At 63.0% G+C, this 25804-nt stretch carries 23 protein-coding genes; 7 read left to right on the forward strand and 16 right to left on the reverse strand.

Features of this window, described 5'->3' with window-relative positions; translation table 11 throughout:
- Positions 1 to 7 precede the first annotated feature (7 nt).
- From HV770_RS11575 to HV770_RS11635, 13 genes are all read right to left on the reverse strand, one after another.
- Positions 8 to 265, reverse strand: a complete 258-nt coding sequence (locus HV770_RS11575; RefSeq protein WP_175159684.1) for an RNA recognition motif domain-containing protein — start codon at positions 263 to 265, stop codon at positions 8 to 10.
- Positions 266 to 329: 64 nt separating this feature from the next.
- Positions 330 to 926 carry a PqiC family protein gene (locus HV770_RS11580; protein WP_175159685.1) on the reverse strand — a complete coding sequence of 199 codons (597 nt, stop codon included), beginning with the start codon at positions 924 to 926 and terminating at the stop codon, positions 330 to 332.
- Positions 923 to 2542 (reverse strand): PqiB family protein, encoded by a 1620-nt coding sequence (locus HV770_RS11585; protein ID WP_175159687.1) that lies wholly within the window; start codon positions 2540 to 2542, stop codon positions 923 to 925. Before HV770_RS11585 ends, HV770_RS11580 begins: the two co-directional genes overlap by 4 nt.
- Positions 2526 to 3818, reverse strand: coding sequence for a paraquat-inducible protein A (locus HV770_RS11590; protein ID WP_175159690.1), 1293 nt, complete (start codon positions 3816 to 3818; stop codon positions 2526 to 2528). The genes HV770_RS11585 and HV770_RS11590 overlap by 17 nt, the downstream gene beginning before the upstream one ends.
- Positions 3815 to 5356 (reverse strand): efflux transporter outer membrane subunit, encoded by a 1542-nt coding sequence (locus HV770_RS11595; protein WP_175159692.1) that lies wholly within the window; start codon positions 5354 to 5356, stop codon positions 3815 to 3817. The genes HV770_RS11590 and HV770_RS11595 overlap by 4 nt, the downstream gene beginning before the upstream one ends.
- A 1-nt stretch (position 5357) precedes the next feature.
- Positions 5358 to 8576, reverse strand: coding sequence for an efflux RND transporter permease subunit (locus tag HV770_RS11600; RefSeq protein WP_175159694.1), 3219 nt, complete (start codon positions 8574 to 8576; stop codon positions 5358 to 5360).
- Between the two features lie 13 nt (positions 8577 to 8589).
- Positions 8590 to 9894, reverse strand: a complete 1305-nt coding sequence (locus HV770_RS11605; protein ID WP_425497399.1) for an efflux RND transporter periplasmic adaptor subunit — start codon at positions 9892 to 9894, stop codon at positions 8590 to 8592.
- Between the two features lie 16 nt (positions 9895 to 9910).
- Positions 9911 to 10303, reverse strand: a complete 393-nt coding sequence (locus tag HV770_RS11610; RefSeq protein ID WP_175159696.1) for a hypothetical protein — start codon at positions 10301 to 10303, stop codon at positions 9911 to 9913.
- A 209-nt stretch (positions 10304 to 10512) separates the two neighbouring features.
- Positions 10513 to 10899: a response regulator transcription factor gene (locus HV770_RS11615; protein WP_175159698.1), complete on the reverse strand. Its 387-nt coding sequence runs from the start codon at positions 10897 to 10899 to the stop codon at positions 10513 to 10515.
- Positions 10900 to 11059: 160 nt separating this feature from the next.
- Positions 11060 to 11683, reverse strand: a complete 624-nt coding sequence (locus HV770_RS11620) for a response regulator transcription factor (RefSeq protein ID WP_175159699.1) — start codon at positions 11681 to 11683, stop codon at positions 11060 to 11062.
- Between the two features lie 17 nt (positions 11684 to 11700).
- A complete protein-coding gene (locus HV770_RS11625) occupies positions 11701 to 13134 on the reverse strand; it encodes a sensor histidine kinase (protein WP_175159701.1) in 1434 nt (477 codons plus the stop codon).
- Between the two features lie 1360 nt (positions 13135 to 14494).
- Positions 14495 to 15082 (reverse strand): BPSL1445 family SYLF domain-containing lipoprotein, encoded by a 588-nt coding sequence (locus tag HV770_RS11630; protein WP_175159703.1) that lies wholly within the window; start codon positions 15080 to 15082, stop codon positions 14495 to 14497.
- 427 nt (positions 15083 to 15509) lie between these two features.
- Positions 15510 to 16190, reverse strand: coding sequence for a VIT1/CCC1 transporter family protein (locus HV770_RS11635; RefSeq protein WP_175159705.1), 681 nt, complete (start codon positions 16188 to 16190; stop codon positions 15510 to 15512).
- Positions 16191 to 16393: 203 nt separating this feature from the next.
- Between HV770_RS11635 and ppk2 the strand changes: the two genes are divergently transcribed.
- On the forward strand, positions 16394 to 17209 hold the full coding sequence (ppk2, locus tag HV770_RS11640) for a polyphosphate kinase 2 (RefSeq protein WP_175159707.1): 816 nt from the start codon (positions 16394 to 16396) through the stop codon (positions 17207 to 17209).
- Positions 17210 to 17435: 226 nt separating this feature from the next.
- Here the strand turns inward: ppk2 and HV770_RS11645 are convergent, their stop codons facing one another.
- Positions 17436 to 18068, reverse strand: a complete 633-nt coding sequence (locus HV770_RS11645) for a PH domain-containing protein (protein ID WP_175159709.1) — start codon at positions 18066 to 18068, stop codon at positions 17436 to 17438.
- A gap of 494 nt (positions 18069 to 18562) precedes the next feature.
- Between HV770_RS11645 and HV770_RS11650 the strand changes: the two genes are divergently transcribed.
- Positions 18563 to 18865, forward strand: a complete 303-nt coding sequence (locus tag HV770_RS11650; protein WP_121321401.1) for an ArsR/SmtB family transcription factor — start codon at positions 18563 to 18565, stop codon at positions 18863 to 18865.
- Positions 18866 to 18948: 83 nt separating this feature from the next.
- Complete coding sequence (locus HV770_RS11655) at positions 18949 to 20010, forward strand: alkene reductase (RefSeq protein ID WP_175159711.1); 1062 nt, start codon at positions 18949 to 18951, stop codon at positions 20008 to 20010.
- A gap of 169 nt (positions 20011 to 20179) precedes the next feature.
- On the opposite strand, the gene HV770_RS11660 is transcribed toward HV770_RS11655, so the two are convergent.
- Entirely contained in the window at positions 20180 to 20707 is a 528-nt protein-coding gene (locus HV770_RS11660) for a GNAT family N-acetyltransferase (RefSeq protein WP_175159713.1), read from the reverse strand.
- Between the two features lie 113 nt (positions 20708 to 20820).
- Between HV770_RS11660 and HV770_RS11665 the strand changes: the two genes are divergently transcribed.
- The 4 genes from HV770_RS11665 to HV770_RS11680 all read left to right on the forward strand — a co-directional run bounded on the left by HV770_RS11665 (position 20821) and on the right by HV770_RS11680 (position 24054).
- Positions 20821 to 21468 (forward strand): VTT domain-containing protein, encoded by a 648-nt coding sequence (locus HV770_RS11665; RefSeq protein ID WP_175159715.1) that lies wholly within the window; start codon positions 20821 to 20823, stop codon positions 21466 to 21468.
- A 196-nt stretch (positions 21469 to 21664) separates the two neighbouring features.
- On the forward strand, positions 21665 to 22045 hold the full coding sequence (locus HV770_RS11670; RefSeq protein ID WP_425497406.1) for a MarR family winged helix-turn-helix transcriptional regulator: 381 nt from the start codon (positions 21665 to 21667) through the stop codon (positions 22043 to 22045).
- A 25-nt stretch (positions 22046 to 22070) separates the two neighbouring features.
- A complete protein-coding gene (locus HV770_RS11675) occupies positions 22071 to 22634 on the forward strand; it encodes an isochorismatase family protein (protein ID WP_175159719.1) in 564 nt (187 codons plus the stop codon).
- A gap of 67 nt (positions 22635 to 22701) precedes the next feature.
- On the forward strand, positions 22702 to 24054 hold the full coding sequence (locus tag HV770_RS11680) for an MFS transporter (protein ID WP_175159721.1): 1353 nt from the start codon (positions 22702 to 22704) through the stop codon (positions 24052 to 24054).
- Between the two features lie 96 nt (positions 24055 to 24150).
- Here HV770_RS11680 and HV770_RS11685 read toward each other — a convergent pair whose 3' ends face one another.
- Positions 24151 to 25674 carry a CoA-acylating methylmalonate-semialdehyde dehydrogenase gene (locus HV770_RS11685; protein ID WP_175159723.1) on the reverse strand — a complete coding sequence of 508 codons (1524 nt, stop codon included), beginning with the start codon at positions 25672 to 25674 and terminating at the stop codon, positions 24151 to 24153.
- Positions 25675 to 25804 lie beyond the last annotated feature (130 nt).

Genomic DNA, 25804 nt, shown 5'->3' on the forward strand with positions numbered 1-25804 from the left:
TCGCGCTCTAAGATTCGTCGCGCTCCGGAAGCAGCAGCGCCGTGATCGTGCGGCCCTTCCAGAACAGGTTGTGAACGCGCGGCTGCAGGTTGCGCAGCCCGTCCGGCGTGACGTCGTCGAAAGTCACCAGCGCGGCGGGCCGGGAGCCCGCGCCTGGAATACGCCGGATCGTACTGAACTGGGGGAATCCGTACCGTACCAGGAATTCGCCGATTTCTTCATCGGAGACACTTTCCTCCACGTTGCCAAGCATCAGGTCTGCCATGATGGTTGCTCCTCGACTGTTACCTTGCACGCGGCGCCGCAGCTCGGTGTCGACGCAAGCCGCGTCACTGAACCGGATTCGCTTGCAGCGCCGCCGCGATATCGCGGCTGACAGACGCCAGCGCGCGATCGTGCGCGGCGACCATCGGTTCGAAGCCCGCACCGGACACCGGCTCGCGCGCAACGGAGCGGCCCGTTACGGTGCGGCCTTTCGCAGGCGGGCGCACGGCCCATAGCACGTCGACGGTGACGTCCCGCCCCGGCGCGGACTCGAAGCGCATGACGTCGATGCGCACATGCCAAACGCCCAGCGGATCGCGCGTCGTGTCGTACACCGAAACCTGCGGTGAATTGAGCAGCACGGCCAGGTCTGCGGCAATCACGCGGCCAACGTCGCCGCTCAACGGTTGCGCCCAACGGGCGAATTCGTTGACTTCGACCTCATTATCGCCGAGCCGGGTCACGATCTGCGGACGATCCACGATGTCCGGTATCGTGACCGGACCGATCACCACTGCGATCGAGCGGGTCGCGCCCGAGCTGGCGAGCGACCGGTCGGGGCTCAGCGTGTAGAAACTGGCCGAGGGCGACTTGCATCCGCCGAGCCCGCCGGCGACGAGCGCAATTAACAGGCATCGGAAACATGCCGCCGCGTACCTCATGGTGTGTCCTCCGACTTGCCCCGCACGAGCGCTTCCGGATGCCGCGACAGATAGTCGGCCAGCGTACGCAGCGTCGCGGCGGTGCGGGTCAATTCGTGCATCGCCTCTTCTGTCGATTGCTGTAGCGACGAATCCGGTTGCAGCGCGGTATTCGCGGAATCGAGCGTGGATTGCGCGGACGCGAGTGTGTCACGCGCCTTCGGCACGACTTCGTTATTGAGCTGCGAGATCATCGTGTTGGTCGAGCGCAGCATCGTGCGCGTGTCGGTGCCGATCGCCTCGAACGGAATATTGTTGAGCTTGGCCAGCAGGCGCGTGACGGAGTCCTGCAGCGACTGAAGCGTACGCGGTATCGCGGGCAATTCCGGCGGCGTCTTGCTCCAGTCTATCGTCGCCTTGGGCGCATCCGGGAAACGATCCAGCGCGACGTATAGCTGGCCGGTCAGCGGATTGCCGCTTCTGAGCTGGAACCGGAAGCCGTGTTCGATCAGATAGTTCGCGACCCCGCGCGGGTCGTCGCTGATGCGCCCACCGGTGCGGTCGCCCTGGTAGCGTGACGTAAAGCGCTCCGGATAGATCTGTATCTCGACGGGAATGCTGAAGCGATTGTGCGCCGGGTCGAAGCGTGTATAGATGGCCGTCACTTCGCCGATCACGACGCCGCGGAAATCGACCGGCGCGCCAACCGTCAAACCGCGCACCGAGTCTATGAAATTCACGACGTATTTATCGACGATCCGATCGTGCTTTCTCATCGCGTCGGCACGCGTGGCGTACAGTTCGAACCCCGTGCCGGCCGGGGCGTTGGCCTCTTCCTGCGAGTCCGGCGGCGACTCGAAAGCCACGCCGCCGATGATGATGGAAACGATCGACTGGGTTTCGATCCGCACACCGTTGGTATCGATCGCCATGTCGACCCCGCTTGCGTGCCAGAAGCGCGTGTCGGTTTTCACGAAGCGGTCGTAAGGCGCATTGACGAACACCTTCAGCGTGACGCCGCGGCCGTCCGGGTCCAACTGGTAGGAGGAGATCTGACCGACCCTGAGTCGGCGGAAATAGACGGGCGTGCCCACATCGAGCGAGCCGAGCCCCGTGCTCTTCAACGTGAATTCGCGCCCCGGCACGTCGCTCGCGAACACCGGGGGCTCTTCGAGTCCGACGAAACTGCGCCGCGCTTTCGTCGCATTGCCGACATCGACATCGACGTACGACCCCGAGAGCAGCGTGCCGAGCCCCGAGACCGTACCGCCCGAAATACGCGGTCGCACCACCCAGAACCGCGTGTTCTCCACCATCAGACTCGCGACGTCGCGAGCGACCTCCGCCTGCGCGACCACGTTCTTGTGATCCGGCGACAGGTTCACGGCCTCGACCACGCCGATGTCCACGTCCTTGAACTTGAGTTTCGTCTTGCCGGCTTCAAGCCCCTCGCCGGTCTTAAAGCTGATGGAGATTTTCTCGCCGCGTTCCAGTATCGCCTTCGTGGCAAGCCATCCGCCGATCAGCACCGCCACGATCGGCACGAGCCACACCAGCTGCATGCGCCAGCGCGAGCGCGGAACCGGCTCCGCCGCGGGCAAATCAGGCGCATCGGACTCGTCACTTGACCCGGACATGATCCCTCTCCGCTGCATCCCAGATGAGACGTGGGTCGAAAGCCATCGACGCCAACAGTGTCAGCACGACGACCGCCCCGAACGCGATCGCGGCCGGGCCCGCCTCGATCGTCGCCAGCGCGTGGAATTGCACCAGCGCGACGAGCATCGTGATCACATAGATATCGAGCATGGACCAGCGCCCGACCAGTTCGATCGTGCGATAGATCCGGGTGCGCTGCACGGGAAGCCATTGCGAATGAAGCTGGGTCGAGACCGCGAGATACGCGAGGCCCAGAATCTTGAGCATCGGCACCACGATGCTCGCGACGAACACGAGCACGGCGAGCGGCCATGAGCCGGAGATCCACAGATAGACCACGCCGCTCATGATCGTGTCTTTCTGCGCGCCGAAGAGCGAACTCGTGTTCATCACGGGCAGCACGTTGGCGGGGATATACAGCACCATGGCGGCGGTCAGAAACGCCCATGTCCGCGACAGACTCGCGGGCTTGCGCCGATGCAAATGCGCTTTGCAGCGTGGACACGCGTGCATGCCCGAGCGCGCCGGATCGCGCAACAGGAGTCCGCACTCCTCGCACAGCACGAGCCCATACGCGGATGCCGTCACCGCGCGGCGGCGCAGCTTCAGAGGCGGCGGCCGCCACGCGCCGTTACCGTTTTTTCCGGCGCTGATGCGCGACCAGATCTCGTGCGGATCGAATGCCGCCGATGCCGCGGCGAGCAGCAGCATCAGCACGACGAACGACCATAACGCGGTGCCCGGCACGACCTTCGCGATGTGCGCGAGCTTGACGAGTGCGACCAGCAGACCGAGGATCAGCACCTCGGTCATGCCCCACGGCCGCGACAGTTGAAACAGCCGGAAGCCCTCGACCGCGCGCCACGGCACGCGCCCGAAATGCAAGGGCACGAGCAGCCACAGCATCGCCAGGGTCTGCAGCACCGGCATCAGGATCGTCGTCATGAAAACCAGCACCGCGAGCGGCCAGGTGCCGTGCGTGTAAAGCATGCGGACCGAGCCGGCCAGCGTCGTCTGAACGAGATTGCCGTTGATCGACAAACCGACGATCGGAAAGACGTTCGAAATGACGAGCAGCACGGCGGACGCGATGGCAAAGGCGAGCGCATATTCGGGGCCGTTCGTGCGCCCCCTGCCAAGCTCGGCGCGGCAACGGCGGCAACGCAACGAGCTGCCGGGCATGAGCGGCGCTCCAAGCTGAAGCAGGTCGCACTCCTCGCACGCGATGATCTCCCGCTGCGTCGTCTCGCTCATCTCGCCTCCAGAGCAACCGCCGGGTCGCGCGCCGGAGCCGCGCCGCGCGCGATGGGTGCCTCGGGGGCCGCGGGCGCTGCCGGTGCGCTATCCGGCGACGCGGCCGATGCGGGCTGCGGATACGACAGTTTTTCCGCAGCGAGAACCCAGCCGCCGCCCATCGCCTTATAGAGGTTGACGAACGACGTCAGCGCGGCGCCCTGCGTCTGCGTGTAGTTCAGCTGTGCATTGAACAGGCTGCGCTCGGCGTCGAGCACTTCGATGTAGCTCGTATAACCGCCCTCGTAACGCAGACTCGCGAGCCGCGCGTAGGTGTGCAGCGCCTCGACCTGCTTGCCCACCACGGCCAGCTGCTCGTGTGTCTTCTGCACAGAGATGAGCGCGTCCTCGACTTCCTGGAACGCCACCTGAATCGACTTCTCGTACTGGAACAGCGCTTCCTGCTGGCGTGCCTCCGCCTGGTGCACCTGGCCCGAGATATTGCCCGCCGTGAAGATCGGCTGTGTCACGCTGCCGGCAAACGACCACACCCGCGCCGGCCCGGTAAAGAGATTCGAGAACTGCGAGCTGACCGTGCCGAACATCCCCGTCAGCGAGATGGAGGGAAAGTAAAGCGCCTTGGCCGCGCCGATCAGCGCGTTTTCCGACACCAGGGCCTGCTCGGCCTGCAGCAGATCCGGACGGCGTCCGAGCAGGTCGGAGGGCAATCCGTCCGGAACCTGCGGCGTGCCCAACGTCGACAGTTCGCGGCCGCGCAGAATCGCGCCCGGATTCTTGCCGATCAGCACGGACAGCGCGTTTTCCTGCTGGCCGATCTGCATCTCGATCTGCGGAATGGTGGCTCGCGCCGCCTCGGACTCGGACTGGCTTTGCGCCAGTTCCATTTGCGACACCTCGCCGCCCTTGAAGCGCAGCGTGAAGACCCGCACCGACTCGTCGCGGCTTTCCACGGTTTCCTTTGCGATCTCGAGCTGCCGGTCGAGATTGCGCAGATTGATATACGCGGAGGCGACTGAGCCGACCAGCGTCAGAATGGTGGCCCGGCGGCCCTCCTCGCTCGCCAGCAGGTTCGCGCGGGCCGCCTCGGTCTGACGGCGAACCTTGCCGAACAGATCGATTTCCCACGCGACCGACGCCGTCGCGTCGAACTGGTTGTAGATGGGGCTGACACCGTTCGGTATCGGTATGCCGGCCGCCGCCGACGCACGCTGGCGCGACGCGTCCGCGCCAGCGCCGATCTGCGGAAAGAGCGCGGAGCGCGTCGTCACGAACTGGGCCCGAAACTCGTCGACGCGGGCCGCGGCGATCTTGACATCGCGGTTCTCCTGCAGCGCGGTGGCTATCAACTGGTCGAGCACGGGATCCTGAAACTGCTCCCACCAGACGACGTTGGCAATCTCGGCAGCCTCGCCCTGCGCGAACCGGTATGTTGCAGGCACGTCCACCTTGGGGCGCGCATAGTCGGGGCCGAGCAGGCAGCCGCTCAGCGCAAGCAGCGCAGCGCAAGCCGACAAACGCGCCAGTAGCGTCCCGTCCATGTCAGTTGCTCTCTTGCGACGGTGCTTGCGGCGGCAAGCCGGGCTCCGCCGCTCTCGCGCCCGGCCCCGCTCCGGCCGCGCCTTTGTCCGGCGTCGGCTTGCCGCCGCGCGAGCGCGACGACATCGTTTCGAGCAGGTAATAGAACATCGGGATGAAGAACACGGCGATGGCTGTCGCGCCGATCATCCCGCCGATCACCCCGGTGCCGATCGAATGGCGGCTGTTGGCCGACGCGCCCGTCGCGATGGCGAGCGGCACGCAGCCGAGAATGAACGCGAGAGACGTCATCACGATCGGACGCAAGCGCTCTTCCGCGGCCGTCATGGTGGCATCGATCACGGACGCGCCGGTTTCCCGGTTCAACACGGCGAATTCGAAGATCAGGATCGCGTTCTTGGCGGCGAGCGCCACCAGCATCGTCAGCCCGATCTGGAAGTAGACGTCGTTGCTCAGGCCGCGTAGCAGAACGGCGAGCAATGCGCCGAAAAGCGCGAACGGAACCGCCATCAGCACGCCGACCGGCAAACTCCATTTCTCGTACTGCGCGGCGAGGATGAGGAACACCATCACGAGGCCGAACACGAACACGAGCCCCGACGTGCCGCCCGATTGCCGTTCCTCGTAGGCCTCTCCGCTCCAGGCCACGCTATAGCCGGGCGGCATCTGCGCCGCCAGTTCCTCCAGGGTGGAGATCACCTGCCCGGAGCTGAACCCGGGCGCGGCGTTCGCCGTGATCTTGATCGCCGGGAAGTTGTTGAAGCGCGTGACCAGATCGGGCCCGACGACGAACCGGTAGGTCGCCACGGAGGTGACCGGCAGCATCGTGCCGGACTTGCTGCGCACGTAGATCTGATCGAGGTCGGCGGGCGTCAACCGGGACGACGGTTCGGCCTGCAGGATCACCTGCCAGAGCCGGCTCGAACGGTTGAACTGGGACACGTACAGCGAGCCGAACATCGTCTGCATCGTGCTATACGCGTCTTCGACCGGCACGCCGAGCGTTTCGGACTTATCGCGGTCTACCTCGACCAGCAATTGCCTCGACGACGCGTTGAACGTCATGGTCACGCCGGTCAGCTCTGGACGCTGCCGCGCTTTCTGCACGAACTGCTGCGTCACCTCCGCGAGCTGCGCGATGCTCGCGTCGCCCGTGCTCTGAATCCACATTTCGGTGCCGCCGGTCGTACCGAGCCCCGGAATGGACGGCGGGTTGACGGGGAACACCACGCCTTCCTTCACGTCCGCGAAGTGGCGGTACGCGTCGAGCAGCACCGTGCGCGCATTCTGCGTCCTGATGTTCGCCGACGTGTAACGATCCTCGAAACTCTTCAGGCCGACAAAGAACGTGCTCGAATTGTTCTTGTTCTGGCTATCGAGCAGGCTGAACCCATCGACCACCGTGATACTCCCGACCGCATCCTGTTTCATGAAGTAGTCGGTCACCTTCTGCGAGACCTCTCCGGTCCGGTCGAGGCTCGCCGCGTCGGGCATGATCACCGCGCCGAGCAGATAGCCCTGGTCCTCCGGCGGCAGGAACGCCGACGGAATCGAGCGCACCATGAGCACCGCGAGGACGATCATGCCCACGAAGAACAGCAGCCCGAAAATGAACCGCTTGATTACCAGCTTGACCGCGCGCGAGTAGCCCGCCGTCATGCGGGCGAACTGCCTGTCGAACCAGCGGAAAAAGCCCTTTTTCTCGTGATGGGTGCTCTTGAGCAGCAACGCAGCGAGCGCGGGCGACAAGGTCAGCGCCACGATGCCGGACAGCACGACCGAGATCGCAATCGTAATGGCGAACTGCTTGTACATTTGCCCCGTGATGCCGCCGAGGAACGCCACCGGCACGAATACCGCGCACAGCACCAGCACGATCGCGATGACCGGTCCCGCCACCTCGTCCATCGCCTTTTTGGCGGCGTCTTTGGGATTGAGCTTGTACACCGTCATGTTTCGTTCGACGTTCTCGATCACGACGATCGCATCGTCCACGACGATCCCGATCGCGAGCACCATCCCGAACAGGGTCAGCATGTTGATCGAGAAGCCCAGCAGCAGCATGAACATGCAGGTGCCGACAATCGAGACCGGCACGGCGACGATCGGGATCAGCGTCGCGCGCAGGCTTTGCAGGAACACGAACACGACGATGACGACGAGCACCAGCGCTTCGAAGAAGGTGTGAATCACGTCGGAGATCGACGCCCGGGTGAACTCGGTCGTGTCCATGGCGATTTCATAGGTCAGCCCTTCCGGAAACGACTTGTTCAACTCCGCCAGCGTCGCCCGGACCTTCTTCGAGACTTCGAGCGCATTCGCGCCCGGCTGCTGATAAACGGCGAGGACGGTCGCGGGCTTGCCCTGGAATCGGCTGCGAATGGAGTAATCCTTTTGCCCCAGTTCGGCCCGCCCGATGTCCCTGATCCGCACGATCGCCGCCCCGCCGCTCGCCGCGCGCACGATGATGTTTTCGAACTCGGAGGGCTCGGCGAGACGGCCGGTCGTCGTGACGGCGAACGACTGCTCGACGGATTTGCCCGTCGGCGACTGCCCGATGCTGCCCACCGCGAACTGCTGGTTCTGATTGGCGACCACCCGCTGCACGTCGGCGGCCGTTACGCCGAGTTGCGCCATCCGGTCGGGCTTCAGCCAGATCCGCATCGCGTAGTCCGGGTTGCCGAAAATGCTGGACTGGTTCGCACCCGGAACGCGCTTGATCGCATCGAGTACGTAGATGTTGGTGAAGTTCGCGATGTAGACCGAATCGTACCGGTCCGTTGGCGAATAGACCGCGATCACCATCATGAAAGCGGACGACTTCTTCTGCACCTGAATGCCCTGCGCCTGGACCGACTGCGGCAACTGCGGCAGCGCGAGGTTCACGCGGTTCTGCACGTCGACCTGAGCCAGTTCCGGGTTCGTGCCGATCTCGAAGTACGCGTTGATGGTCAGGTTGCCAGTGGATGAACTCGACGAGTTCATATAGATCATTCTGTCCGCGCCGTTGACCTGCTGCTCGATCGGCGCGGCGACGTTGTTCGCCACGACCTCCGCATTGGCGCCTGGATAGGTCGCGGAGATGGTGATCTGCGGCGGCGTGATGTCCGGATACTGCGCGACCGGCAACGAGAACATCGCCAGCGCACCACCTAGCGTGATGACGATCGAAATGACCGACGCGAAAATCGGACGATCGATGCAGTAGTGCGAGATGCTCATATCGGCGGCCCTTTCATTGGGTCGTACCGCTGTGGGTTCCTTGCGCCGTCGCCGATGCCTGCGCGGAAGGCGGCGGCGCGGCACTGCCGGAGGCGGCCGCCTCGGCGGGCGCTGCGCCTGGCACCGGGCCCGCGACAATCTTGAGCTGCTGTCCCGCCGAGACACGCAACGCGCCATCCACCACGATGCGTTCGCCCGGCTTGAGCCCTTCCGATATGAACCAGTCCTCGCCCTTCCAATCGCCCACTTCGACCACACGCTGCCGGGCCTTGGACTCGTTGTCGACAACCCACACGAAGTGGCTCTTCGAGCCTTGCAGGACGGAGCGTTGCGGCACGAGAATCGAGTTGGGCCGCAGCGCGCCGGAGATCCGGGCCTTGACGAACTGGCCGGGGCGCAAGGTCCCTGTCGGATTGGCGAAAACCGCCCGCACGAGGAACGTCCCGGTTTCTGTGTTGAAGGCCGGATTGGCAAAGTCGATGCGCCCCGACTGCGCGAACGTCGAGCCGTCGGCCAGAACGATGTGCACCACGAAATCATTGTTCTGCGGGAATTTCAATTGTCCGGCGGCAATCTCGTCGCGGTACTTCAGCATCATGTTTTCAGAGATGCTGAAGTTCACCCACATCGGGTCGAGTTGATAGACGTAGGTCAGCAAGCTGTTGGAAGTCGCCGTGACATAGCTGCCGTCCTGCTGACGCGCGAAGCTCGACAGCCCCGTGAGCGGCGACTTGATCGTCGTGTAGCCGAGATTGAGCTGCGCCGTCTGGACCTCTCCCTGCGCGGCGATGACCGCTGCGGCAGACTGCTTTTCGTTGCCGATCGCGTCGTCGAGGTCTTTCTTGCTCAATGCGTTCTGGGCGGCCAGCGGCTCCACGCGCGCGAGATTCGCCCGGGCCACCTGCAGCCGCGCCTGCTGCTGCGCCAGTTGCCCCTTGGCCGTTTGCAGCGCGGCCTCGAACGGCTTGCTGTCCATCTGGAACATGGTCTGGCCTGTCTTGACGACCTGCCCTTCGGTATACATGCGCTTGTCGAGAAAGCCATCCACCCGCGCGCGAATCTCCACTTCGCGAGAACTCTGGGTTTGAGCGGTAAATTGGAAGTCGACCGGCGTATCGCGCTGGACCACGGTCGTGACGGTCACCTCCGGCGCGGCGGCCGCGGGCGCGGCGGGATGCTTCTTGCAGGCGACCAGCAGGGTCATGGCCGCTGCCAGCAAGAGCAGCGCGCGCCCCGAACGATGCAACCAGCCGGAGGGCTCCGCGGGTCCGCGAAGATGCCGCCGCTGCTCGGTGTGGAGGACGGAGACGGTTTTCATTGCGCGACCCGCCTGATCATAAGACCGTACAGTTGCCGAACAGCACCATGGCGTCCTGGCTATTGACGATCGTCAGGGTCATCGATCCGTCTGTCGAATCGACGACGAGCGTCCACCCGAAGCCCATCTCGGTGCCGTCCATGATGATCTGGTTGGCGTCCTTGCTGGCGATATGCATGGGCGTCGTTCGCGCGGGTCCGGTGATCACTTTCTTGTCGAAATCGAGCGATAGAAACCGGGGGGCGCCGATGTCGTCCGGCAACGAACGGGTGCAGGCGATGCCCGGATCGCACGCGTGCGCGTCGATCGTCGCGCACAGGAGCGGCTTGCTGCCATCGAAGCCGGCGGCCCATGTATCGAGTGCGACGACGCTGAGCAGAATCGTGAGTAAAACGGACCCGGATTTCATCGCGTACTCCCGCGTTTTCTTTGAAGGCTGCGCGCACAGTGAACCCGCACGCGCCCTCACCCAGCGAACGCGTCGGGTCAGCTAGCCGCGCCTTCGGTTCGAAGCGGCCGACCGCCCGGTTGACGCGCGGACTTAGGTCAGTTTGGTTGTAGCCATACGGCGAGACAATGGGACTTTGGTCTCATATCGCCAGGTGGGGTGAGCGTGCTTCAAGGGCGCAACGGACCGTTTATCGCCAGTTCCACCGCCTTGAGCAGAATCGCCGCATTGAAAGGCTTGCGCAGATACGCTGCGGCGCCCGACGCCAGCGCCGCCTGTCGAACGGCGAGTTCGTCGTGAGCCGTGATCATGATGATCGGCAAACCAAGCGGCGCAAGTTGACGCTGCACTTCCAGGCCGCCAGTTCCCGGCATCTGGATGTCCAGAATGACACACGCAGGCCGATATGACGGAATCGCCGACAGCATATTCAACAGTTCGTCGCCACTTGAGAACGTCTCCGCCTCGATCCCTGCGGAGTGCAGCAGACGCTTGATGGCCCGGCAAACCGATTCGTCATCGTCGACCACAGCAACGATTTGGTTGGGGTTGACCATATGGCGACGCGAACACGCTGTCGCTCCATGAATAGATCATTGGAGCTTCAGACTAACGGCAGACCGGGAAATGAGATATAGGACTTTGGTCCACTAGCGGCAACTAGCGGGGGACCGAAGACGATGAACGTTCTCCGGTCCGCGATCGGACCATGCAGGACTACTTGTCGTCGGCGCGGTACAGGCCGGCTTTTTCCGCGAGCCGAACGAGTTCGACGATCGATCGGGCCTTCATCTTCTCCATCACGCGCGCCCGATGAATCTTGATGGTCTTTTCGGCCGCGCCAAGATCGCTGGCGACCTGCTTGTTCAGCCGTCCGGTCAGCACGAGCACCATGACCTCACGTTCACGGCGTGTGAGATGGTTGACCCGCTCCTGAAGCTCCGCCGCTTCGTTTCTTTTCGCAAACTCGATGCAGGCCCGTTCGAGCGCGCGATCGATCGCGGCCAGCAATAGCGACTCGCACACCGGCTTGGGCAGAAAATCGAGCGCCCCCCCCTTCATGGCTTCGACGCTCGTGCTGACGTCGCCCCTGCCTGTCAGAAAGACGATGGGGAGCAACTGCTTGAGATTACGCTGCACGTCGAGCCCGTTCATGCCCGGCATCTGCAGATCGAGAACGAGACAGGCGGGCGTGCCCGCCAGATCGGCCCGGTCCAGAAAAGCATCCGGGCTCTCGAAGGATTCGACGTGATAACCCGAAGCGCGCAGCAGTCGGGCGAGCGCGCTTCGCACGCGCTCGTCATCGTCGACGATGAAAACGCGGGCGGCGGCCTGACTCACGACGGCCGGAGGCGGCCCTATCGCAGGTCCGCGCCCCGCGGCAGCGCTATGTGAAAGGATGCTCCCTTGCCCTCGTTGTTCTCCGCCCATAACCGGCCTCCGTGCGCCGTCACGATCGTGCGGCTGATAGACAGACCCAGTCCGAGTCCTTGAGGTTTGGTCGTGAAAAATGGCCTGAATATTTTGCTCATCTTGTCGGCGGTCAAACCCTGACCCCGGTCTTTCACCGTAATGCGCACGCCTGTGCCGGATTCTTCGCGCACCGTCGTTTCGATCAGGCGGTCTTTCGGGTCGCATTCCTTCACCGCGTCGAAGGCGTTCAGCAGCAGATTCAGTACGACCTGCTGCAATTGAACCTTGTCGCCGAGCACCATCGACAGATTCTCGGCAATGTCGAATGTCGTGCTGACCTCGCGCGCCATCGCATCGCTGTGTACAAGCAGCGCGATGTCGCGCACCACACCGCCCACGTCCACCGGTTGCAACTCCATGTCGCCTTTTCGCACCATCGTGCGGATCTTCTTGATCACTTCGCTCGCGCGACAGCTATCCAGGACGATGTCGTCCACCGCCTCACGCAGGTCAGCCGTATTGGCCTTATCCGATTCGATGAATTTCTGCGCGGCCTGTGCGTTGCTCAGGATGGCGGTAAGCGGCTGGTTCAGCTCGTGGGCAAGAGAACTCGCCAGTTCTCCCAACGAAGCGACGCGCGCCAGATGCATCAGCTCCTTGCGGTTTCGATCGACTTCGCGGCATGCATTGCGACTCGATATCGCGATGATCCGCACTTGCTCATTGCCTGCGCCGTATTTCGTCGTATTGGTTTCGACGTGAAAACCTTCACCGTCGCTGCGCCGCGCGAAGCGCATCTGGGTGGTTTTCCCGTTACCGGTGCTGTTTGCAACGTCATCGTCCGCGCCCGTGGACTGGCAATCGCGCAGGCCGCGGATCGGAAATAGCATCTCGGTCGATGCACCGACCAATTGTTCTCTCGTGTAGCCGAACAGTTCGATCGTGCTCGCGTTTGCAAAAGCGATCCGATTCTGCGGGTCGACCGTGAGGATCGGGACCGGCAACATGGCGAGCGCGTCGCGCCACGTAATTTGCTGGTCCAGCATCTCGCGTCTGAGCCGCCCACCTGCGCGCAGCCACGACACGCATGCGCCCGCGTAGCTTCGCCATCCCGACCTGGAACGGGCAAGCTCACGCTCGTTCGCTGCTACGGGCAGCCTGAACCGATTCGCAGCGTCGCGAATGAAAGCGGCCGATTCGGCTTCAGGCGTTCCCAAACGCGGATCGCCCCGCTCGTGAGTCGAACTGGTGTTGAGAATGAAGGCGCCTGCAGCCCGATGGGAGCATGGGGAAGGACGGCGCGGTTGCACATAGAGGGTCATCGCAAATCCAACCACGCCTTGCATCAGATCCTTGCCATGCACGATCAGGTTGATCATTGGAATCTCCGTCACCAGTGCCAAGTGCATGTATGGAGTCAGTCAACACCACCGCAACGCCTGGTCTGCCGGATTACAGCGCTTACGCTGATTCCGTGGCCGATCACGTCGTACACCAGTAACTTTGAAACAGTATAGGATCATCAAGCGGCGATTTCATGAGAAAAAGATGCAATTTTTCCAAATTCACGTGCCCACTGTAGGCTACGGTGTCTGGTACTTTCTGACATACATTAGTTGTCGTCGGAATAATGGCATAGCTGATTTCATACCCGGTTAATTATCCATACGCTTTTTCAGAGGTTCTGACAACTTGACTAGGGGCGTCTTTTTTTAATATGCAACCGGCATTTATCCGCGGTGGCGGCTCGCTGGACGCACTGCAGCCGGGATTTGGCGCGTGACAAACCTTCCGCGCGAGCTCTCGGGCGAAACGATTTTCGCCACGGGTTTCGATAGTATCAAGCGCGCTTGCCCGGTTTTCCATGATATTTTTCGGTACAAATAGCATGCCGAGATTTATAACGACACGATCCACTCGTGGTTAACCCGTCCGCCAAAAACCGACATATTTAGAAAATATTTAATTTTTGTTCCGCGTATTCGATGTGGCTCTTATCGCGATGTAGCCGTTTTTTAAAATGCATCCCGATCCGGCACTATAATTCGCGGAGATGCTCGTGCGAATTCAGTAGTGACTTCGAATGAATACGAACGCCGGTAACGACGAAGACATAGCCTGAACCGCGTCACGAATGACGAGCCATGGCGCTGGCTCGCCGGATAGAGATGACCGCGGCCGGCCCGGTCGGGGCGACGCCGGACTTATGCGCGGGAAGGACGACGATCCGGAGAACGATGAAACGGCATCGCCGAAGGCAATCATTCGTTGGCCACGGCTTCGATTCGCCCATCCTGGGATCGCGCCCACGAACGCGCGATAGAACGCGAACGCAGACGACGCCGACATGCGCGCGAAGCGGATCGCTATCAACGCCGGCATGCGGCCCTCATTGGACTTGATGAGCCAGTGCACCCGGATCTTGACGATCCGCGGGCGCCAGCCATCCGGCCTGCGACACGCGTGGCACCGTGTCGCGAGGAGCCGGCTGTCGCGGGCCCGTTCATCGGCGGTCAGATACGTGCGCGCGCTCTGCGGCGCCACGGGGAGAGTCGACGGCCTTGCGCACGGTTACGCCCCGTTGTCCGGCTCTCGCCCAACGACGTGATCCACCACGACGCTTTGCGCCGGTCGTATCGCATTCCGTCGCGCGCGCTGACGGGTTCGCGACGCAACGGCGCCGCCGTCGGTTACGCCGGTTGATTCAGCGTGGCGCAACGGTCGCCCATGTTTACCCGCTTACAGGTCGAGCCGGTTCACCTTCGTTCCGGAGAGCGACAGATCCGCCATCAGACCGGTGTTGGTCAATACCAGCGCCACGACCTGCGAATTCACGGACGACGTGTCCAGTGAACCGTTGGCGCCGACTTTCGCAACCGAAACACCCGCGTCGGCGCCGGCCGACCAGCCGTTCGAGTTGCGGAACTTGTCCAGCGCGTCCTTCGTCATGAAGAGGAAGATGATCGCGGTCGACTGAACGCCGGCCTGAAATCCAAATGAAGCGGCGGTCGTACTGTAGTAACCGACGGTCGCGCCACCGACGCGCAAGGCACCATCGCCGTGCGAGCCGCCCACGATAAAGGCCGCTTTTTTCACGGCCGGAAAAACCAGAATCCCCTGGGCCTTCGCCATGAGCTCATGCGAACCCTGGACCTGCGTGCCCAGCCGCGACAACGTGCCGTTCACAGCTGCATCGATCTCCTGCCGCTTCGACGCGGCAGTCTCGGGACTCTTGCCACCACCCGATGTCGTGGTGCAACCCGTCAAGGCCAAACTCGCGGCAGCGCCTGAAATCGCGATCGTTTGCACAAAGTTCCGTCTGTTCATTATCGAGCTCCGTTGTGGTTACAGTGCGAATCGCCGGCCGCCGTGTCTGGCCGCTTCGGTCCCTTGCTCTATCGCAATCCAGCAGGTGGCTGCCGTGCAGCCCGGCTTGCCGGTCCCTCCACGCGCAATGCGGCGGGTGCGCGACGACACCCGTGAAGCTCTCACCCGGCTTCACACTTCTGTCCACACAGCGCAGACGTCCGGATTGCGCCGGACATATCGAGCCGCCATTGCCTTCGATGACCGAGGACCGCGACAGCAACGCCTTCGCTTACATGATGTCACGGCGCGGCAATTGGGAAATCGGACCTTGGTCTTACGGGCCCCCCCTGGAGGCGCCGCGTGAGCGTTGGACAGACCGATCGCCCGACGGCACCCATGTCGCCCCTTGCTTCGTGAATGCGCTATCCACAATCGCCGCCCGTCATCAACCGCCCAGCGCAATGATCGCCATGGTCAGCACGACGCCGAGCGCCGCCATCGCCAGCCCCGCTCTCCATCCGCCGAACCCGGCGTGGTAGCCCAGCGCCATCCCGCTGCCGAACAGCATGGCAATCGTCAGCGCGCGCGAAACGATCAACGCCGTCGAGACGTCCGCGAACAGCAGGAACGGCAATGCCACCGGGAAAGTCGATAAAACGACGATCACGAAGATGCCCACCGCGCCGACGACGTCATCGCGCAAAAAGCGCGGACGGCCCGGCCAATCGGGGATCGTGGCGATGCGCGCCCGGATCGGCTCCAGTTCCGTATCGGCGATCAGCGGTGTGATCCATGCCGGTAATGCCTTGCGAAGCGCACGAACGCCCGTGGCCGCGTCCTGCTCGTGTTTGATGTTCAACGCGAGGGTCAGACGGCGGCCGCGATTCGTCAGCGTGCGCACGAGAAACATCACCGCGTCCGCCAGACCCCACGCGAGGTTGCAGCCGAGTGCCGTATAGAACATTTTGCGCCCGGCGCCTTCGCCCGCCGTCGCGGCCGACACGGCCCCGACAAACGTGAGCGCCATGAAGAGACCAAAACACAGTTCCGATACCCGATCGACGGTATCCAGAATCGGCTCGCGAGCGCCGATGTCCTGCTGATCCATTAGACCGGTAAAGCCCATGAGATCTCCCGCCGCGGTTAGCGTGTGATCGTTCTCACCACCTGGCCGAACGCGCCGATGCCATTAAACATCATGCAGCATACGGCTCGCGATCCGGCGCCGATATTGGACCAAGGTCGTATGGTCTTCCCGCGCGCCGCGCACTACATTGCAAAAGGATCGTTGGCTAATGACTCAGCTCATATACGCGCGGAGACAGGGCGATGGCGAAGACCCAGGCGAAAGGAGACCCGTCCGTCGAGGGCAAGGCACTCTCATACAAGGAGTACCGCAAGGCGTTGTTCGATCTGCATGTCGAACTCGTCAAGCTTCAGGAATGGGTGGTGCAAACGGGCAGCAAAGTCTGCATTGTTTTCGAAGGGCGTGATGGCGCGGGCAAGGGCGGCACCATCAAGGCGCTCACCGAGCGCGTGAGTCCGCGCGTGTTTCGCGTCGTCGCGCTCCCCGCGCCGACCGACCGGGAAAAGAGCCAGATGTACGTGCAGCGCTATCTGCCGCACTTGCCGGCCGCAGGGGAAGTCGTGATCTTCGACCGTAGCTGGTACAACCGCGCGGGCGTCGAGCGGGTGATGGGCTTCTGCACCGACGCGGACGCCGTGGCCTTCCTCAAGGCGCTGCCGCTGGTCGAGCGGGCGATCGTCGAGTCCGGGGTGATTCTCCTCAAATACTGGCTGGAGGTCAGCCCCGAGGAACAGACCCGCCGTCTCGAAGCCCGCATCCACGACGGGCGTAAGGTCTGGAAGCTCACGGATATGGATTTGAAATCGTATAGCCGATGGTATGACTACTCGCGTGCGCGCGACGCGATGTTCGAAGCGACGGACACCGGTATCGCCGCGTGGCACGTGGCGAATTCGAACGACAAGCGGCGCGTGCGACTGAACATCATCAGCGATGTACTGAGCAGGATTCCATATACGGCGATGCCGCGCAAGAAAGTGACGCTACCGAAAAGGCAGAAATCCGACGGCTATAAGGAACCGGACTATCCGTTCAAATACGTCGCCGAGCGATTCTGAGCTTAGTGGGATCGCGGTGGCGCAGCCAAGGTCTCGTCTGCCTGAGTTGGCTTTTGCAAAACGCGCTTATCTTGCCATCTAGAGAACATGGATCGGCACAATTTCGGTCGGCCGGACGGCCCGATCGACCACGTCGATCGCACCTAGGCGGGACTCGGGCATCGCCATCTGCGGCCCGAAATGCAGTCAGCAATGATCTGACATGTGCGAACTGACGTCGCACGGTTCACATACCATGCGCCTGAGAGTAATCCGGTGCGTTCGGATCATTCGTGTACGCGGGAACAAGCCGTTCCTGATGCAGGGCTATCGCATCCTCAAGTTTTTTGCAGAGCTGAACCGCGTTGCTGATGGCCGGCAAACGCCTCACGGGATGAGCAGCGTCGTTGGTCATCAGGATGATCGTACCGGTGCCGAACAGACGTTGCCACCATGGGTGGATCGAGGTGATGCACTGAATCCGCGAAAGTTCGAGAGTCGACACACGGCGATGCAAAATGCCCTGCGTCCAGGAAATCCGTGCGGTATCGATGACGATTCGGGTGAACGCGGTCTTGACGAACGGCAAACCGACACCGATCAAAACCGCGCCGGCTTGTGCAAGCAGCACATTCCACTGAAACGGGAAAGCGTTCGACGTGCAGAGATGTACACCGGCAATCATTGCCATGACAACGCCCCCCTTCAGGAGCGCTGGAAGATTGCAGGCCTGCGACGGCGCGCCGCTGAAAATCACCTGATTAGCCATCGCGTTTATTCCTTTTTCTGACCGACGGCCCGAGTCGTCCGTCGAAAAAGGCGGCGCTGCCCGATTGGGCTGCGCGTCGGCGAACTGACTGCTGACCGGCGACAATGCCATGACCGTTACGCCAAGCACACTGACATAGCGCGATTGTAGCGCAGTGATCGTCGCAGACCGGCCCACGGCCTCTTTCGGCGCAAGGAAGTGTCGTGGGGCGCCCTGTTGCGAAAGGCCGCTGGGGAATGAAGTGAGGCGGTCGTCATCCGTCCGGGTTTAGTCCCATGCAACGATCGAGACCATGCCGAGAAATATTTGAACAGCGACGTTTTCGCGGAATACCAGCCATGCGAGCACCGCTGTGAGTACGCCTTCCATTTTTGGCGCTTTAGGGCGATCTGCGGCCGTTGCGGCCGTTGCGGTCCGATGCGTAGGCGTCGCAAGCGGGTCGGGCGTGCTTTTTTGTATGTCGATAACGCGATCGCCCCATCGCCAGTAGTGCTTTCAAACATATCGCAAGATTACGATATATACTTCGCCATGTAGCGATGCAGATGCGTCGACGCCTTCCGGCGTCCCGGCTGCCTGTTGTCGAATAGCTTGAACGAACCCAGATGAAACCCGATATCGACGCGATCCACAAAGCGCTTGCCAACCCGGTCCGCCGGGAGATTCTCGGCTGGCTGCGGGAGCCGCACGCGCATTTCGCCGATCAGGAGTTGCCGCTCGATCACGGCGTATGCGCGGGCAAGATCGACGCGCGCTGCGGCCTGTCGCAGTCCACCGTGTCGGCGCACCTCGCGGCCTTGCAGCGCGCGGGGCTCGTCACGTCGAAACGGGTCGGTCAATGGGTCTTTTTCAAGCGCAACGAGCCCGTCATCCAGGCGTTCCTCGATCATATGAACTCCCGGCTCTGAACGCTTCGCTCGCATCGCCGCGCTACCTTCATCACGCAGTTTTTTCAGGCTCGGGCCGCGCCCGCCGCCAAAGGTGAACTCTTATGCCGACTCTTTTCGATCCGCTGCAAATTGGCGACATCACGTTGTCGAACCGCATCATCATGGCCCCGCTGACGCGTCAACGCGCCGAAGAAGTCCGCGTGCCGAACGCGCTGATGGCACGCTACTACGCCGAGCGTGCAACGGCCGGCCTGATCATCAGCGAAGCCACTTCGGTCACGCCGCAGGGCGTCGGCTATGCGGAAACGCCGGGCATCTGGTCGCAGGAACAGGTTGAAGGCTGGAAGCTCGTCACGAACGCAGTGCACGCGGCTGGCGGCAAGATCTTCCTGCAACTGTGGCATGTGGGCCGCATTTCGGACCCGCTGTTCCTGAACGGCGAATTGCCGGTTGCGCCGAGCGCGATCGCGGCAAAAGGCCATGTGAGCCTGGTGCGTCCGGAACGTCCGTACGTGACACCGCGCGCGCTGGAACTCGATGAAATCGCCGGCGTGGTCGAAGCGTTCCGCCAGGGCGCGGAAAACGCGAAGGCGGCGGGTTTCGACGGCGTCGAAGTGCATGGCGCGAACGGCTACCTGCTCGACCAGTTCCTGCAGGACAGCACCAACAAGCGTACCGATGCCTATGGCGGCCCGATCGAAAACCGTGCGCGTCTGCTGCTCGACGTGACCGACGCGTGTATCGACGTGTGGGGCGCGAACCGCGTCGGCGTGCATCTCGCACCGCGCCGCGACTCGCACGCAATGGGCGATTCCGACCCGTCCGGCACCTTCGGTTATGTGGCCCGCGAACTCGGCAAGCGCAAGATCGCGTTCATTGCCGCCCGCGAATCGCTCGGCGACGACCGCCTCGGCCCGCAGTTGAAGAAGGCATTCGGCGGCCCGTACATTGCGAACGAGAAGTTCACCAAAGAGACCGCACAGCAGGTGCTCGACGCGGGCGAAGCGGACGCGGTGGCATGGGGTCAACTGTTCATCGCCAATCCGGATCTGGTGCGCCGGTTCGCGACCGGTGCGCCGTTGAACAAGCCGAATCCGGCCACCTACTATGCGCGCGGCGAAACCGGCTACGTGGATTATCCGGCGCTGGAAACGGTGGAATAAGCGGCCGCGTGTGAATCGCGGGTCGCTGTCGAATCCGTGCGGCGGGTGATGAGCGAACAATATTCGGCTCATCGCCCGCCGCGCCTTCTTGCGCGTTGCCCCTTCACCATGTTCGCCACGGCGCGCGCGCGCTGAATCAACGCGACAGCACACGCCCACACCCCAGACGTCATCCCAGATCACGCCGCATGAACACGCGCTTCGATTCGTCGAGTCCTCGCACGATATGCGCGTCGCGTCGCGCGATCAACGCCGCATCGAGCTCGGCTTGCTCGATGTCGCAAAACCCCAGTCGCCGATAATACGGCGCATTCCACGGCACCTCACGATACGTCGACAGAACGAGTTGTGGCAATTGCCGAGTGCGCGCGAGTTGCGCGACCTGCTCGATGAGCGAAGCACCGATGCGCCGCCCGGCATACGCGGTGAGCACGTCGAGTTCCTGGACATAGATACGCGCGGGCTGCGGCTCGAACATCACGAAGCCGGCGCACGTTGCATCGGCGTCGACCGCGACGATGATCTCGCTCGCGGCGATCTTGCGCTCGACGAGTTCCAGCGCCATCGGCGGCGCATCGGCAATCCCGGCCATGCCGACACTGACGAAGCGCTGGCCTGCTTCGAATTCGATCTCACGAATCACGCTCGCCTCGCGCGGCGCGGCAAAACGGAAAGTGACAGTAGGTGCAGGCTGCATGGCGTTCCGAACCAAAAATTTCGCCCGATATTGACATCTCAACAGACAAATACACAAGTGCTCGCGCTACTGCGGGACTACACTCCTGACATCTGACTCCGCTTCGGCCCAAGATGGATCTCCTGAATGTGTTGCAGGTCGCGCTGCATCTCGACCAGCACCTGGGCGCACTGATCACGCAGTTCGGCAACGGCGCATATGTGCTGCTGTTTGTCGTCGTGTTCGTCGAATACGGTTTCCTGCCGCTGTTTTTCCTGCCGGGCGATCCGCTGATTTTCATCTGCGGCGCGCTCGCGGCCACGGGCGCGCTTAATGCCTGGATCGTGGCGCCCGTGCTGTTCGTGGCGACGGTGGGCGGCAGCATCGTGGGCTACGCGATCGGACGCGCGGTCGGCCACAAGGTCTATACCGCCGACTATCGCTGGCTCAACAAGCGCGCGCTGCGTAAAGCGCACGATTTCAGCGAAGCACGCGGAGGCCTGACCTTTCTGCTGTCGCCGTTCATCGCCGTGGTGCGCACGTTCGCGCCGTTCGTCGCCGGCGTCTCGCGCATGACGTTCTCGCGTTTCGTGTGGCTCGTGAGCGCCGGCGCGGTCCTATGGGTCGTCTCGCTGATGACGGCCGGCTTCCTGTTCGGCAACGTGCCGATGGTGCGCGATCATATGAGCGCAATCGTCCTGCTGGGCATTGCGCTCGGCGGCGCTATGCTGATCGGCGGTACGGTATGGCGTGTGGTCCATCGGCGCTTGCGCGCTCCCTGAACTTCCGGGCGCGGCATACATCGCGTCACCTGCATGGCCGCCGTTCGCCACGGTGTCCCGGCTTGACTCGAACGAGATACGAAGGTAACCTTCTCAGGCAACCTTCACATCTGGCTGTCATCGCGTGAGCAGAAATACCTCTTCGCCTACCCCCGAAGCGCTGCACGCGTTGGCTGAAGACCTGCGCGTGGCGGGTATGAAGCTGCGCCGCCGTCTGCGCGAAGAGTCCAATGTAGGCGACTTCACGCCTTCGCAGATGCAGGTTCTCGCTCTGCTGGAGCGCGAAGGTCCGGCTACGGTCACGGCGCTCGCACGGGCGCAAGGCATGCGCCCGCAATCGATGGGCGAAACACTTTCGGCGCTGAAAGCCGCGGGATTCGTCAACGGCGCACCCGATCCGAATGACGGCCGGCAGACGGTTCTCTCCCTGACTCCGGCCTTTCGCAAGAAAATCAAGGCCGCCCGGGCCGCACGCGAAGACTGGCTGTTTCGCACCATTCAGACCCACTTCTCGCCGGCCGAGCAGCAACAACTCGCTATCGGCGTCGACTTACTCAAACGCCTGATCGACTCGTAACGACTTGTCCTCCCTGGAGCACACCATGGCACTCACCGCCCTCGATGCAAAGACTGCGCTGATCGTGATCGATTTGCAGCGCGGCATCGTCGCACTGCCCGTCGTTCACCCGGCGAGCGAAATCGTCCAACGCTCGGTCGCCGTCCTCGACGCGTTTCGCCGCCACGGCCTGCCCGTGGTGCTCGTCAACGTCGCGGCCGGCGCGCCGGGCCGCACCGACCAGGGCACCCGCACCGGCGACTTCCCCGCCGGATTCACGGAGCTCGTGCCCGAACTGAACCCGCAGCCGTCGGATCATCTGGTGACCAAGCGGACCTGGGGCGCGTTCACGAACACGGACCTCGAAGCCTATCTGCGCAAGGAAGGTGTGACGCAAGTGGTGCTGGTGGGTATTGCAACCAGCATTGGCGTCGAATCCACCGCGCGCTACGCGAGCGAACTCGGCCTGAACGTCACGCTCGTCGTCGACGCGATGACCGACATGAACGCGGATGCGCACACTAACAGCATCACGCGCATCTTCCCGCGTCTGGGCGAAACCGGCACGACGCAGGAGGTCCTCGCCCTGCTCGACAGCACGCGCGCATGATCATGCACCTGAGCGCGCGCTCGCGGCTGCACACAGCATGGTTCACCGTTCAGACGGGAATCATGCTGTGACAGGCACTTTCCGTTCGCTGCGAAATTTCAACTACCGGGTCTGGGCGAGTGGCGCGATCGTCTCGAACGTCGGTACGTGGATGCAACGCACGGCGCAAGACTGGCTCGTACTCACGGAACTCACGCATCACAATGCGACTTCCGTGGGTATCGTCATGTCCTTGCAATTCGGGCCACAAATGCTGTTGCTGCCCCTCACCGGCTATGCGGCCGATCATTTCGACCGCCGCAAGCTGCTGTTCGCCACCCAGGCGGCGATGGGCTCGCTGGCACTGGCGCTCGGTCTTCTCACGATCACCGGGCTCGTGCAACTCTGGCACGTCTATGTTTTCGCGGGGCTGCTCGGCTGCGTCACCGCGTTCGATTCTCCGGCGCGTCAAACCTTCGTATCGGATCTGGTCGGCGAAAGCGATCTGGCGAATGCGGTCGGCCTCAACTCCACCTCGTTCAACGCGGCGCGCATGATCGGGCCCGCTGTGGCGGGGCTGCTGATCGCGTCGGTGGGCACCGGCTGGGTGTTCCTGATCAACGCGCTGTCTTTCGTCGCGGTGCTCGGTTCGCTGCGCATGCTGCGCCTGCACGAGTTGCACCTGAAGCCACGCGCCGTGCGCTCGCGCGGCAGTTTCGTCGAAGGCTTCAAGTATGTGTGGACGCGTCCCGATCTGAAAGCGGCCTTGCTGATGCTGTTCCTGATCGGCACGTTCGGACTGAACTTCCCGATTTTCATCTCCACGATGTCGGTCACGGCCTTTCACGCGGGCGCCAGTCAATACGGCGCGCTGAGCTCGACAATGGCGATCGGCTCGGTCACCGGCGCACTGCTCGCCGCGCGCCGCGCGCGCCCCCGGATGGCGCTGCTGCTCGGCGCGGGCGCGATTTTCGGCGTGGGCTGCACGGTGGCCGCGCTGATGCCGAACTACGTGCTATTCGGCATGGCGCTCGTCGTGATCGGCGTATCGACGCAAACCTTCACCACTTCCACCAACAGTCTCGTGCAGCTCACCACGGAGCCCGCGATGCGTGGCCGCGTGATCGCGATCCTGCTGGCGATCGCGCTCGGGGGCACGCCGCTCGGCGCACCGGTGGTGGGCTGGGTCGCTGATCGTTTCGGCCCGCGCTGGGCGCTCGGCGTGGGCGCCGCTTCGGGCTTCGCTGCGGCGCTCGTCGGCCTGCTTTATCTCGTGAAGTACCGGCAGTTGCGCGTATATGTCGAAGGGCGACGGTTGCGCTACAGCATCGACGACCCGCGTCCGGTTGCGACTTCGGCAACGTCTTACGTCGGTCCCGTCGCCGCGGTGCAAAACGCCGCCGTCAGCGAAGCCGAGGAAGATGCTTCGTCGGGCGTTTAGACGCCCCCGCCGATTCGATGCAATGCAAAAAAGCCGCACCTGGATCGATCAGGCGCGGCTTTGTCTTTACCGCCCGTACTGGCGCCGCGCGGCAGCTTACTTTGCGACCGGCATCGTGAATTCCGCGCCCTTCGCAATGCTGTCCGGCCAGCGCTGCATGATGCTCTTGTAGCGCGTATAGAAGCGCACACCCTCTTCGCCATACGCATGGTGATCGCCGAATAGCGAACGCTTCCAGCCGCCGAACGAGTGCCACGCCATCGGCACCGGAATCGGCACGTTGATGCCGACCATGCCCACCTGAATCTGCCGGCCGAACGCCCGGGCAACGCCGCCATCCGAGGTGAAGAGCGACACGCCGTTGCCGAACTCATGCGCGTTGATCAACTCGACGGCGCTCGCGAAATCGGGCACTCGCACGACCGCCAGCACCGGGCCGAAGATCTCTTCCTTGTAGATCTTCATCTGCGTGCCGACGTTGTCGAACAACGTGCCGCCGATGAAGAAGCCTTCCTCCGCCGCCACCGGATGCGCGCGACCGTCGACGATCAGCTTCGCGCCTTCCGCCTCGCCCGAGGCGATATAGCCGGCCACCTTGGCTTTATGTTCGGCGGTCACCAACGGTCCCATCTCGGCGTCGAGGTGCTCGCCATTCTTGATGACGAGCGATTTGACGCGCGGCACCAGCTTGTCGATCAACCGGTCGGCGACATTGCCCACTGCTACCGCGACCGAGATCGCCATGCAACGCTCGCCCGCCGACCCATACGCGGCGCCGATCAGCGCATCGACCGCCTGATCGAGATCGGCGTCCGGCATCACCACGAGGTGATTTTTCGCGCCGCCCAGCGCCTGCACGCGCTTGCCGTGCTTCGACGCTTCCGTGTGAATGTATTCGGCGATCGGCGTGGAGCCCACGAATGACAGCGCCGCGACATCCGGGTGTTCGATCAATGCATCGACGGCCACCTTGTCGCCGTTCACCACATTGAATACGCCGTCCGGCAGCCCTGCTTCCTTCAGCAATTCGGCGATCCGCAGCGACGCCGACGGATCGCGCTCCGACGGCTTCAGCACGAACGTGTTGCCGCATGCGAGCGCGATCGGGAACATCCACATCGGCACCATCACCGGGAAATTGAACGGCGTAATGCCCGCGACCACACCGAGCGGCTGGCGCAGATTCCAGTTGTCGATGCCACCGCCGATCTGGTCGGTGAAGTCGGTCTTCAACAGGTTCGGGATTCCGCACGCGAACTCGACCACTTCGATGCCGCGCACCACTTCGCCTTGCGCGTCCGTGAACACCTTGCCGTGTTCGCGCGTGATCAGCATCGCGAGTTCGTCGTGATGCTGATTCAGCAGTTCCTTGAATTTGAACAGGATGCGGGCGCGCTTGAGCGGCGCCGTTTCGCTCCACGCGGCAAACGCGCCCTTCGCAGCTTTGACGGCCGCGTCCACTTCTTCGACCGAAGCCAGCGCGACCGAACCGCTCACCTTGCCTGTCGCGGGATTGAACACGTCCTTGAAGCGGCCGCTCGTCGGCTCGACCGGCGCACCGCCGATGTAATGACCCAGTTGCCGCACCGACAGTTGCGCTTCTTTGTTCGCTACATTCATGTTCTGACCTCGTGTTCGGGATAGGCCACGGCGCTTCGCCCTCGGGCCGTGAGCAAGAAATATCGGGCTGCGTCGCACAGCGTATGAAAGCGGCGGGCCGCCCGCCGCGCTGGCTTCATGAAGACCCGCC

The sequence above is a fragment of the Paraburkholderia fynbosensis genome (assembly GCF_902859935.1).
In the GTDB taxonomy this organism is placed as follows: Bacteria; Pseudomonadota; Gammaproteobacteria; order Burkholderiales; family Burkholderiaceae; genus Paraburkholderia; species Paraburkholderia fynbosensis.